The following is a 12,352-nucleotide window of genomic DNA, read 5'->3' on the forward strand; positions in this document are numbered from 1 at the left end:
TTTAACTTTGGATTCCTGTTTGAGGAGCAGCAACTTCTCGTAAATCGACATTCGTAGATCGTAAATTAATCCTTCCCATGCCTTTTCCCATTGCTGATATGCACTGCGATCTTTTGTCTTTTCTGGCCAAAGTGCCCGGAGCAGATCCTTTTGACCAAAGGCAAATTGCCTGTGCTTTTCCTTGGTTAAAAGAAGGAGGAGTCAAAATGCAAGTCATGGCGATCTACACAGATGTCAATCCGGGAAGCATGGACTTGGCTGGCAGGCAAGCGGATATTTTTGCAGACTTGCTTCGCAATGAACAGAAAACAGTAAGCCGTTTTGACTTGGGATTTTTACAAAATCAGGAAAAAGAAACGTCCATCGGCATCATCGCCTCGGTAGAAAACGCCGCAGGTTTTGGAAATGAATCGGCCTCTTGGCAGGAGATTTACCGGCAGTTTGACTCTATAGTGAATAAAGTCGGGCAGTTGGCCTACATCAGCCTTACCCATCATACCGAGAATCGCTTTGGCGGAGGAAACTATACGGAGGGCATCGGCCTGAAAGAGGATGGAAAGCGACTATTGGACTACATGGCTGGGAAAAAGATTCCTATCGATCTTTCCCATACCTCGGACTTGTTGGCTGAGGGGATTTTAAAGCACATCGATCGACATCACCTTCCCATTCCGGTGATTGCATCTCATTCCAATTTCCGGGCAATTTGGGATCATAAACGGAATTTGAATGATGAATTTGCCCAAGAGATCATTCATCGGGGAGGAATAATCGGAGTGAATTTCCTCAGGGAATTTTTAGACCGAGAAGTACCGGAGCGATTGTTTGAACACCTAGAATACGGAGCAAAAATGGGCGAAAATGCCATCAGCTTTGGAGCGGATTTCTTTTATACCAAGGATTTTCCCGATCCCAGACGACATCCTTTTTATTTTCCTTTGGCAGAAAACTCAGGCAAATACCCGGATATTCTGGTGCATTTGAGTTCTAGCCTGTCAGAAGTACAGCTTCGCAAACTGGCTATTGAAAACGTGTTTAACTTCTACCAAAAACTCTGGAACTGATGTCCAGTCATCATTTTGTCAAAGAGCAGCAGGAGCCGGCTGTGTTTATTTTGAACACAGAAGGTCTAAGTTTTGATATCATCTCCCCACTGTTGGAGTGGGTGCCTACCGTCTTGGTCTGGCAGGAATGCCTGGATCAGGTGCTCAGCTGGGGGATCAAAGTGGATGTGATATTGGCAGAGGAAGCTTTCCAGAGAGCTAATCTTTATCTCTTAGAAGAGCAGTATCCGGTAAAGTTTCTCACGGCTGAAAAGGCCAATTTCCTAAAGGGAGGACTTCACTATTTGCAAGCTACCCAACACAAAGGAGCGCATTTGGTTGGTTTTTCGCATCAGAATTGGGGAAGTCTGGGTCCGGAAACCGAGTTTTTGGATTTAACGATTCTGGACGGCGGGTGGAAGTATTATCCGGTAAAAAATGGGACATTCAAAAAATGGTTTGTGGCTTCTACCATTCGGATTTTGGGAACAGAAGGTATGCCTTTGGAAATCAGCAATGCGGAAGGAAAGCTGTTTTTGCCCTTGATTTACCTTACTCAAGTGGGGGTTCCAGAAGGGATTACTGAAATCAAGGGGGCTGATGTTTTTTGGGTGGGGGAAGAGGTTTGAGAATTGAAAGATTGGACGATTTAAACATTTAAAAAAAAGAAGGAAATACAAACTAGATGAAAAACCTGCTTTTTGTCTATTACATCATTTTCAAATTTTGGAATTTACTTTTTTTCGGAATAAGGGGAATGGAATTCAGGACGGTAGCCACACTCTTTTTATTTTTAATTCTAAACATTACTTGTTTAGCTGCCCATTTTGGATTGAGAGTTGGTTTTTATAGAAACTATTGGATCCCAGCTATTTTGGTCTCCGTTCTCGCCTTGATAATTTTTTTATTTGATAAATACCAAGTCCATAAAGTTATTATGGATCGATTTGAAGGTATTAGTCAAAGACGATACATAGTCTTTGTATTGTTGACTTTAATCTATATGGTTTTTTCAATACACTTTTTCATAAAACTGTTGTAAGCAGCAATTTCATTCAAGACTTTACATCTTTAAATCCTATCCTGATTGCTAAATAAAGAAAGAAAAAAAGGAAGGCGAGAGCCTTCCTTTTTCCAATAACTCAATAACTCACAACTTTTTACTCCCTTACCCAATTGACTTTTTCAGCAATCGGCTCGCGCTTTCCTGCAGGCCAGTTGTCAGTTGCGGGCTTGGCAACATAGAAAAAGCCCATCAGCATATCTTCGCCTTCCAGTCCAAAGTCTTCTCTCGCTTCGGGCCAAAAAGTGGGTCCGCCGGTTCCCCAGTAGCAAGCCAACCCATGGGCACAGGCAGTGAGATACATATTTTGTACTGCCATTGCTGTGGCGGCAATTTCCTCCATTACCGGAATGCCAGAACCTTCGGTCCGCTTCATCAGGATGGCGATCACATGAGAGGCTTTGGTTGGGTTTTCTTTAAACTTTTGGTAGGTCGCTTCGATAAATGGAGTACCGTTCTTCTCCGCACGCATCTTGTACATTTCGGCCTGATAGTCACCAAATTTCTTCAAACCCTCACCGGTGTAGACAATAAATCTCCAAGGTTGGGTCAGTTTGTGGGTAGGTGCCCAGTTGGCGTTTTCGAGCATTTCCTCGATGATGGAGTCGGCTACAGGATCATTTTCTTTGAATTGAGCGACAAACATGGATCGACGGCCACGGATAATTTTGGTAACCTCTTCGGTATTAAAATCGGGTTTTTGCATGGTTTGGTTGATTGATTTTTTTTGAGAAGTTTTTTTAGTCTACAAAAGTTTCCTTGATCAAGCTTTTGATTGACTCAATTTCAGAAGTTGACAATCGACCTAATATTTTTTGAACTCTTAATTTGTCTACAGATCTAATTTGATCTAAGGCGATCATTCCTTTTTTTCCATTGTGCAATACAGGAACTCTACTCGGGTAAGATCTTTTGGAGGTGGTCATTGGAGCAATGACAATCGTCTTCAAATACTGGTTCATTTCATTTGGAGAAATCACAACACAGGGTCGAGTTTTTTTGATTTCGTGTCCTAAAGTTGGATCAAGATTAACTAAGACAATTTGATATTGAGTTATTTCCATTCTTCAAAATCTTCGTCTTCAAAAACATCTGGGATCAAAAGTTCATCATCTCCATTTTCGTGCATCTTTTTGAATGCATCTGCCCAACCTTGTCTGGGTTGTTTTATTGGTCTTAGGATGATTTGATCCTTTTCGAGTATCACCTCAACCTTCTCACCGATTTCATATTTTTCAAGGATTGTTTTGCTTAACCTTACTCCCTTTGAATTTCCGATTTTTATAATGTTTGCTTCCATAACCCTTTCAAAATGTGATCACAATGTAATAACAAATTCGAAATATTTACTTTCATTCTTCCAAGTAATCTAACGGCTATTAAGAAATTTTGGGTTCCGACTTAAGGATTCTTCGGTCTTCTGTCTTCCTACCATTTCTGTAAATGAGATTCAATTTGAGGTGAAATTAGGAGTAATTGGAAAAATTAATTCTTCAACATCCCCTCCAAAAACTTCCTCACATCTTTTGCCAAGGCGTCGAAATCCTCTTGTCGGTTGTACATCATGTGGCCTGCCTCGTAGTAGGTCATTTCGATCCGTTCCTGAGGAAAATTATGGCGTGCAAAGGTATATTCCGCGTCAAAAAACGGGGTGATCAAGTCATAATACCCATTGGCAACCATCACTTTCATCTGAGTATTTCTGTGCATTGCTTCACTTAGAGCTCTTGCGGTACTCACATAGCTGGGTTCCCAATAGGCTCCATCCGGTACCGGCTTCCAGTTCCAACTGCCCCCCATTCCCTCTGCAGAAGTAAAATAGGGGCGATCCAGCGTCACTTTCAGATCTCGCATCAGGTAGTCGTTGAAAACGGCAGTATAAGCAGCTCCTGTCATGTAGCCGGCCGGGTCTCCCAAAACCGGGCCTTCGGCCACTTTGTCTGTCTCGGAGGCCAAATACCTTCCGTCCAAGGTTCCGATGGCTTTTCCTTCAGCACGAAGGAGTTCCTTTTTGAAGCGATGCATCAGAATCTGATTATCCGAGCGGAGAATGTATGCCTTGTCTAAACCGGTGAAGTAAGCTAATTTTTCTGCAATGGCTTCTTTCTGTGCTTGCGTTTGTTTTTCTCCGAGGAAAAGAGAAGTCAAATAATCGCCGTAAGCAAATTCTCTCGCCTCTTGGGCAAATTCTTCAATCGTTTTTCCCTTTCCGGCTTTGCCATGGTACCAAGCTGTCACCGCCTGAGAAGGGAGGTAGGTGAAAAAGGAGGTCAGATTATCTGCCCAGCTTGAGGAGCCTGCATAGTCCAAAGCCTGAGAAATCAAGATGATTCCATTCAAAGCCATGGTCTGTCCACCTTCCTCGAGGACCTCAGCCACTTTGGCGGCGCGGGTGGTGCCAAAGCTTTCTCCGGCTATGAACTTTGGAGCTTGCCATCGGCCATGTTGTGTCACCCAAATTCGCATAAACTGGGCAACGGATGACGCATCCTAATTCAATCCCCAGAAATCTGAGGTCTTGCCTACGCCTTCTACTTGGCTAAATCCTGTTCCGATCGGATCGATAAAAACCAAATCCGTGATGTCCAAAAGTGCCTGTGTGTTTTCCACAAATCGGTAGGGAGCGGCACCGTCATCTACTTTGGCTTCAGAGTCGGTTTTCACCACTTTCGGTCCAAAGAATCCCACATGAAGCCAAATTGATGCAGATCCCGGACCTCCATTGAAGATGAAAAGTACCGGTCTTTTGGAAGAGTCAACACCCTCGCGGATATAGGAAGTAGACCATAGTGATCCGGTCACTTCTCCCTTGGAGTTTTTCAGAAAAGTCTCCCCAACGAGCGCTTTGTAGGTGATTTTTTGACCATTGAAAGTTCCGCTATGGGTAGTTTCAAACTTCTGAGGATCCCGAGGAACCCACTTGGACTCAGTTTTTTCTTCTTGGGAAAAGGAAGAAATTGAGATTAGGACTGCTATTAAAAGGAGAGTATATTTTTTCATATTAAAACAGAAATACTATTGAAATATAGTGGAAATACCATGGAAATAGATTCTGATAAATCAGGATGAAATACTTGAGATCATGTCGATTTTCTATTTCACTGAGCGAAGCGAAGTTTATTTCAATTGTTTTTCAATCGTATTTCCAAAGATTAATAATTCAACCCCAACTTAACTCCCCCATACCAATTCCTTGTCGGTGCCGGCTGATAAAACCGTCCACCGAAAGCATTCAAGTCATTGCCCAAGGAATAGGCCTCGTCCAGCAAATTGTCTACCCCAGCAAATACCTCCAAGTCAAAATTCCCCAGACTTTTCACCCAACCCATCCTAAGATTGACTAGTTGGAAAGTATCCTGATAAACTGTGTTCGCATCGTTAAGCGGAATTTCGTCGGTAAACTGATGGGTAAAATTCAGGTAAATTCCAGGACGGGTTCTTAGGTCGATTCTGCTGACCAGATTGTGTGGAGGAACTCCCGTCAGGTCATTTCCGGAGAAGTCATTCGCTCCTTTGCTATAGTCTGTAAAAGTGAAAAATTGGCCCGTATAGGCTGTTCCGATCAGGAAGTCTTTGATGAATCCATCGGCATTTCTCAGGATGGCATAGTCCAAAGAAGCTTCGATGCCCTTTTGATCCGTGGAACCGGCATTTCGGAAAAGCACCACTCCATTTTCATTGGTGAAGGTGGTGATCGTTTCGTCTAGCTTGAGGTAGTAAGCGATGAGTTCGAGGTTGAATTTCTCTTTTCCCAGACGATAACCGATTTCGTAATTCACGCCTTTTTCAGCTTCCAGATCCAGATTTAAGCTTCCCTCGTTGGTTCGGACTTCATCGATCGTCGGTGGGGAAAAGCCACTGCTGATCGAGCCATAGACCGAACTGAATGGATTCAGTCGATAATTCAGTGCGACTCTGGGTACCACGATCGGGTCGAAGGTTCGGGTTTGAAGTCCTGTCGGCCCGCCCGCAGCATCGATTTGTCGGTCGATTTCGTAGCCAGAGAAGTTTTCACTTAGGCCAAGGGTGAACAATAGCTTTTCGGTGAGATTCAACTCAGCCTGCTGGAAAAGGAATCCTTGATAAGCCCGAAGCTTGTCCGCAAAGCGAACTGTATCAGCCACCCCGTTTCGGTTGCCGAAGTTCTGTGCATCTGTGATTCCGTTTTGGTATTCTGCACCAGCAATCAGGCGAAGCGCTTTTCCTCCCAATCTGCCCTCATGGGTAAATTTGGTGCGGAGTCCATAGCCAAAGCCCAATTCCTTTTTATAATCCAGAATGAATGGGTTTTCGAAATTATTCGCGTTGAGGTAAATCGTGGTGCTATTGCTGGTTTTCTCTGAAAAGCGATACAAGTGTCCCAAAGAAAGCAAGACCGATTGTTGGGAAATGGAGCTGTTTTGGTTGACCGAACCCGGACGGGCTTGCGTCGGGTCCTCTGCCAATTGGTCTGCATTGAGTGCACCGGGGATTTGATAATCTAAATCTGAAATCAGCAATTGGGTTCGGATTTCCTGCTTTTCTGAGACTGGAAAGAATCCTCCCAACTGAAACACTTGTCTATCCACTGCCGAATGCTCCCGATAGCCATCAGATTTTTGGCTGACAAAAGAAGCCTCGATCCCACCTTCTCCCACTTGCTGGGAAATTCCCAGTCGAAATCGCGAAAGTCCAAAATCTCCAGTCAAAAAGTCGGTAGAAATGCGGTTTTCTGCCGCATTCGGCTGAGAGTACAGCGAAATCGCCCCACCGTTTCCTGCTCCATAAATGCTTCCAGAAGGGCCTTTTACCACTTCCGAAGTGTGGATATTGGACAAATCCAGCAGATTTAAAGCCGTAGTCCCATCGGGTGAAGTAAAAGGCACCTCATTCCAATACACTTTTACATTTCGCACTCCAAAAGGTGACCGAAGGGAACTCCCACGGATGGACACCCGATAGCTTGCGGGTGCTCGTTCTTCGATGCGCACACCCGCCTTTTGATTGAAGGCATTGACAGGAGAAATCTCGTTGAATCGGCTAAAGTCCCGCTCAGAAACGGTCACAACCGCAGCTGATTGCTCCAAAAGAGGGCGCTCGGATTCAAAAGCAGTCACTGTTACGGCGGAAAGATTCAGTACACTTGGGATCAGCTGCACTTCAAATTCACCACTGGAAAAGGTTTTTTCCAAGGTCTCATAGCCTTCAAGGGCAAAAGTGATTTTTAGATTTTCTTCTGCAAAAGCAACAATTCCAGAAGCGTTGGTCCGCTGTATGGTTTTGTCGGCTTTAACGCGGACATTTTCCAGAGGAAGACCGGTGATCTGATCGGAGATTTTAAGTTGGATTTGTGCTTTTAGACCGAGAGAAATCAGGAAAAAGAGAAGGGTGATTGCTTTTTTCATGTGGGGAAATTACTAGGAAAGACATTGACAAAAGCCGATTTTCTGCGCAAAGGTTTCCAAACTCAGTCATCGGTCAATTTTTGTTTCCGATTCCCGGGCAAAATCGGTAGGTTTTGAGCCAAATTCCCTCTTTATGAAGAAGTATGTTTGGCCGCTTTTAGCCCTTGGATTGAGTTTTTGTGCAGAAAAGGTCACCCCACCGGAACCCATTTTACCCATACCAAGCGAGCGTCAGATTGCCTGGCAGGAGCTTCAGTTTTACGGCTTTGTGCATTTTAACATGAATACCTTCTCCGACCGGGAATGGGGATTTGGGGATGAAAAGCCGGAGCAGTTCAATCCTACCGCTCTCGATGCCAGACAATGGGCAAGAATCGCCAAAGAAGGCGGAATGAAAGGGCTGATCATCACGGCCAAACATCACGATGGATTTGTCCTTTGGCCGTCAAAGTACACCGAGCATTCGGTGAAAAATAGCCCTTGGCGAGATGGAAAAGGGGATTTGATCCAAGAGTTTGTGGATGCCTGTCGGGAATATGGATTGAAAGTTGGCATTTACTATTCCCCTTGGGACCGAAATCATCCCGATTATGGCAAGCCAGAATACATCACCTACATGCGCAATCAGCTGAGGGAGTTGCTGACCAATTACGGAGAAATCTACGAGGTCTGGTTTGATGGTGCCAATGGCGGAACAGGTTGGTATGGGGGAGCCAATGAAGACCGCAAAGTGGACAAATTCAGCTATTACGACTGGCCAACTACCCAAGCACTAGTTCGAGAGCTGCAACCCAATGCGATGATGTTTTCCGATGCGGGGCCTGATGTACGCTGGGTGGGGAATGAACATGGTTTTGCTTACCAGACTACTTGGTCCAATCTGATGCGGGATTCGGTTTATGCAGGCATGCCGGATTTTGACCGATGGGCGTCGGGTCAGGAAAATGGGACCCATTGGGTGCCCGCCGAATCTGATGTGAGCATCCGTCCGGGTTGGTATTACCATGCCTACGAAGATCATAAGGTGAAAACGCTCCCCGAATTGATGGAGATCTACTACAAAAGCATCGGGCAAAACAGCTCCCTGTTGATCAATTTCCCCGTAGATACCCGAGGCTTGATCCATGAAAAAGACGAAGAAGCCATTTTGAAGATGGCGGCTAAAGTCAAGGAAGATTTTGCGGTCAATCTCGCTAAAGATGTCTCTTTCGAAGCAAGCGCAGATCGAGGCAAAGGATATACGGCAGATTTGCTAAATGATGGGGATTTCAATACCTATTGGACGACTCCCGATGGGCAATTTCAGGCTTCCGTCGTGGTGGATTTTGGAAAATCAGTTTCCTTCAACCGTCTCCTGATTCAGGAATTTGTCAACCTTGGGCAACGTGTGAAAGCCTTTTCCCTAGAAAAAGAAGTAAACGGCAGCTGGGAAAAAATCACAGAAGGGACCACGGTCGGGTACAAGCGGATTCTGAGATTTGCGGATACCGAAGCCCAGAAAATCCGAATCAACTTCCTGAATGGAAAAGGCATTCCTGTGATTTCTGAAATTGGGGTCTATTCCGCACCTGCCTTGCTTTTTCCTCCCAAAATCACCCGAACTCCCCAAGGAAAAGTAACCATCCAAGCCGCAGAGTCTGAGTTGGATGTCTTCTTCACCACGGATGGATCTGCTCCTAAAGTTGGGCAAAATGCCTATTCAGGTGAGTTTGACCTTCTTCAGCCCGTTACTGTTCAGGCTATCACGGTAGATTCCAAAACCGGAAAAACCTCCGATCCTGCCCGAGTGGATTTTGATTTGGCCAAAGGCAGCTGGAAAGTAATTTCATCCGACACGCTTGCCATTCGCTCCATTGATGAGCAGGCTAATTCTTATTGGACTTCAAAAACCAATGATTTGACAATCGATTTGGGACAGGAAGTTGAGTTGAAAGGCTTTACCTATCTACCCATGCAGGCCCGATACCCGAGTGGCTATATCGCTGAGTATGCCCTAGAAGTCAGTGGAGATGGGAAAAGCTGGAAGCGGGTTGCCCAAGGTGAATTTTCCAATATCAAAAACAGCCCGATCGAACAAATGATCCGAGTGGACGCAGTCCCAGCCCGCTATGTAAGATTAAGAGCACTACGCACAGTGGACGGGAATCCAGCTACATTTGGAGAGTTTGGGGTGATTACCCGATAAGCTGCCATATGTAAAATTCAGGTAGGGATTTTTCGATAAAATCCCTACTTTCTACCCTCAATTGCTTTAACCCAATCTATCTATTTCCTTAATTATGAACCGACGTCATGCTTTGCGGCATATTGCGCTGATATCCGGAGGTCTTGCCCTGATTCCTTCCTGCGACTTCAGCAAAGAAGACATCCTCGCCGCCTACCAAAACCTAAAGATCACCCAGTCCCAAAAGGACCTGCTAGGGGCAGTATCCGATACCATTATTCCCGCTGGCGAGATCAAAGGGGCACTCAATCTGGAAGTCCACGATTTTATCCTGGTGATGGTCAATGATTGCTTTACCAAAGAAAATCAAGAGAAATTCACCGCAGGATTGACGGCTTTTCCAGATTATGTCAAGGAATCAAAAGGCAAGAAATACACCGAGCTTTCGACCAAGGAAAAAGAGCAACTTATTCTCGATGCGGCTAAGCTGGAAGGAGATGATTCCGAAGAAGGTAAACGAAAAGCAGCGATCGCCTATTTCGTCAATTCCACCAAGCGATTCACCATCCAAGGCTACATGGCTTCCGAATACATTCAAACCGAAATCATTCCTTACTCTCTGATCCCTGGTGAATACAATGGCGCCGTATTGATCAATGACCTTCAAAAACCACGCATCAATGGCTAATCTGAATATCCGCAGCAAACAGGAACGAACCTATCAAGCCATCGTCATCGGTTCGGGCATCAGCGGGGCATGGGCTGCTAAAGAACTTTGTGACTTGGGTGTAAAAACCCTGATGCTGGAGCGCGGCCGCAATGTGGAACACGTCAAGGACTACCCTACGACCAATATGCTTCCCTACGAATTTCCTCATCGGAACCAGATTCCTCAGGACATTCAGGAGGCCAATCCGGTCATCAGCCGATGCTATGCTTTCCGTGAAGATGCGATGCACTTTTTCGTCAAAGACACCGACCATCCTTATGTGCAGGAGAAGCCTTTTGACTGGATTCGTGGGTATCAGGTAGGCGGTAAATCCCTGCTTTGGGCCAGACAGGTACAGCGTTGGTCTGACTTTGATTTTGACGGGCCGGCTCGTGACGGATTTGCCGTAGATTGGCCGATTCGATACAAAGACATCGAAAAGTGGTACAGCCATGTGGAGAAATTTGCTGGGGTTTCCGGCTTCAAAGACGGCATTCCACATCTTCCCGACGGGGAGTTTTTGCCAGGCTATGAATTGAATGTGGTGGAAAAATACTTTGCGGAGCAGCTTAAAAAGCACTACGGCAATGACCGACACATGATCTCGGCCCGCTGTGCGCACATCCATGGCAATACCGAATACTACGCCCAGCAGGGTCGGGCCATGTGCCAAAACCGAAACCTCTGTCAGCGAGGATGTCCGTTTGGGGGCTATTTCAGTTCCAACTCATCGACCATTCCTTGGGCGTTGAAAACAGGCAACCTGACTCTTCGGCCTGATGCGGTGGTTCACTCCATTATCTATGATGAGGAAAAAGGAAAAGCAACCGGGGTACGCATAATCGACCGCCTGACTAAGGAAACTGAGGAATTTTATGCTGATGTGATCTTTGTGAATGCCGCAGCGTTGAATACCAATGCGATATTACTCAACTCGACTTCAAACCGGTTCCCGAATGGACTGGGTAATGACAATGGTCTGCTTGGCAAATACGTGGCTTTCCATAATTACAGAGCCCGAGTATCCGGGGAGTACGAAGGTCATTCCGAATTCACCACTTCCGGCGGTAGACCGACTAGCGGCTATTTCCCAAGATTCAGAAACGTGTACAAGCAGGAGACTGACTTTCTTCGTGGCTATGCAGCGGGATTCTCTGCCAGCCGTGGAGTAGGACCGGATACCAGTGGCATCGGCATGGACTTGAAAAACAGTCTCCTCAATCCGGATAAGTATGGACCGTGGCGAGTGGGCTCGCACATGATGGGAGAGACTATTCCTAAAGAAAGCAATTACGTAGCTTTGGACCCGAACTTGAAAGACGAATGGGGCATGCCTCAGCTCAAAATCTCTGTAGACTACGACGATAATGATGAGAAAATGGTCAAAGACTACATCGAGCAGATGACGGAGATGTTTACCAAGGCTGGATTTACCAATATCCATTCCAGCGACAGCAAGCAGGCACCTGGCTTGGACATTCACGAGATGGGTGGGGTACGAATGGGCAAGGATCCCAAAACCTCCCTACTCAATGCCAACCATCAGCTGCACGCCGTGCCGAATGTCTATGTGACCGATGGAGCTTCCATGACTTCCACTTCTACCCAAAATCCATCCTTGACTTATATGGCTTTTGCGGCAAGAGCGGCACATCATGCAGTGGCGGAAAGTAAAAAGTAAAGTTTGAATTCAGAAGTTAGAAATCAGAAAGCTGAAAAATGGCCCAAGTCGAGAGATTTGGGCTTTTTTTGTTTCTTAAATTTTTATTTTTCCTTTTTTTAGCCTAAATAACTCGTAATAAAAAAAGACTTTGAAATATGATTAGACTGGTACTCTTTATTGTGATTTTTTCAGCTACTATCTGTGGCTCATATTCCCAAAATTTTACCTATTCAAAAGACTATCCTAAGCTATTCTTAGACTCGGAATCAAACGAAAGTCCTTATTTATATCCATCCTTAAAAACCAGATTTTTGAAAGAAGGTGAA

Annotated in this window: 11 protein-coding genes; 5 read left to right on the forward strand and 6 right to left on the reverse strand. The window is 45.3% G+C overall.

Translation table 11 applies throughout. The annotated features are described in order from the left end of the window. Positions 1–77: 77 nt before the first annotated feature. Entirely contained in the window at positions 78–1,064 is a 987-nt protein-coding gene (locus AAA942_RS12705) for a dipeptidase (protein ID WP_338220651.1), read from the forward strand. Continuing rightward, positions 1,064–1,672 (forward strand): thiamine pyrophosphokinase, encoded by a 609-nt coding sequence (locus AAA942_RS12710; protein WP_338220652.1) that lies wholly within the window; start codon positions 1,064–1,066, stop codon positions 1,670–1,672. Before AAA942_RS12705 ends, AAA942_RS12710 begins: the two co-directional genes overlap by 1 nt. 531 nt (positions 1,673–2,203) lie before the next feature. Here AAA942_RS12710 and AAA942_RS12715 read toward each other — a convergent pair. The 6 genes from AAA942_RS12715 to AAA942_RS12740 form a co-directional block, all read right to left on the reverse strand. Beyond that, a complete protein-coding gene (locus tag AAA942_RS12715; RefSeq protein WP_338220653.1) occupies positions 2,204–2,812 on the reverse strand; it encodes a nitroreductase family protein in 609 nt (202 codons plus the stop codon). 34 nt (positions 2,813–2,846) lie between these two features. Further along, the gene (locus tag AAA942_RS12720) at positions 2,847–3,170 is read right to left on the reverse strand and encodes a type II toxin-antitoxin system PemK/MazF family toxin (protein WP_338220654.1); all 324 of its coding nucleotides are present in this window, start codon (positions 3,168–3,170) and stop codon (positions 2,847–2,849) included. Continuing rightward, positions 3,161–3,406, reverse strand: coding sequence for an AbrB/MazE/SpoVT family DNA-binding domain-containing protein (locus AAA942_RS12725; protein WP_338220655.1), 246 nt, complete (start codon positions 3,404–3,406; stop codon positions 3,161–3,163). The genes AAA942_RS12720 and AAA942_RS12725 overlap by 10 nt, the downstream gene beginning before the upstream one ends. A 185-nt stretch (positions 3,407–3,591) precedes the next feature. Continuing rightward, complete coding sequence (locus AAA942_RS12730) at positions 3,592–4,572, reverse strand: hypothetical protein (RefSeq protein WP_338220656.1); 981 nt, start codon at positions 4,570–4,572, stop codon at positions 3,592–3,594. A gap of 24 nt (positions 4,573–4,596) precedes the next feature. Then, positions 4,597–5,106: a S10 family serine carboxypeptidase-like protein gene (locus AAA942_RS12735; RefSeq protein ID WP_338220657.1), complete on the reverse strand. Its 510-nt coding sequence runs from the start codon at positions 5,104–5,106 to the stop codon at positions 4,597–4,599. A 152-nt stretch (positions 5,107–5,258) separates the two neighbouring features. Continuing rightward, positions 5,259–7,490: a TonB-dependent receptor family protein gene (locus tag AAA942_RS12740; protein ID WP_338220658.1), complete on the reverse strand. Its 2,232-nt coding sequence runs from the start codon at positions 7,488–7,490 to the stop codon at positions 5,259–5,261. A 133-nt stretch (positions 7,491–7,623) separates the two neighbouring features. On the opposite strand from AAA942_RS12740, the gene AAA942_RS12745 reads away from it, so the two are divergent. From AAA942_RS12745 to AAA942_RS12755, 3 genes are all read left to right on the forward strand, one after another. After that, positions 7,624–9,675, forward strand: a complete 2,052-nt coding sequence (locus tag AAA942_RS12745; protein WP_338220659.1) for an alpha-L-fucosidase — start codon at positions 7,624–7,626, stop codon at positions 9,673–9,675. 94 nt (positions 9,676–9,769) lie between these two features. Continuing rightward, the gene (locus AAA942_RS12750) at positions 9,770–10,342 is read left to right on the forward strand and encodes a gluconate 2-dehydrogenase subunit 3 family protein (RefSeq protein ID WP_338220660.1); all 573 of its coding nucleotides are present in this window, start codon (positions 9,770–9,772) and stop codon (positions 10,340–10,342) included. Continuing rightward, complete coding sequence (locus tag AAA942_RS12755; protein ID WP_338220661.1) at positions 10,335–12,044, forward strand: GMC family oxidoreductase; 1,710 nt, start codon at positions 10,335–10,337, stop codon at positions 12,042–12,044. Before AAA942_RS12750 ends, AAA942_RS12755 begins: the two co-directional genes overlap by 8 nt. Positions 12,045–12,352 lie beyond the last annotated feature (308 nt).

This window comes from Algoriphagus sp. oki45 (assembly GCF_036245605.1).
Taxonomy (GTDB): domain Bacteria; phylum Bacteroidota; class Bacteroidia; order Cytophagales; family Cyclobacteriaceae; genus Algoriphagus.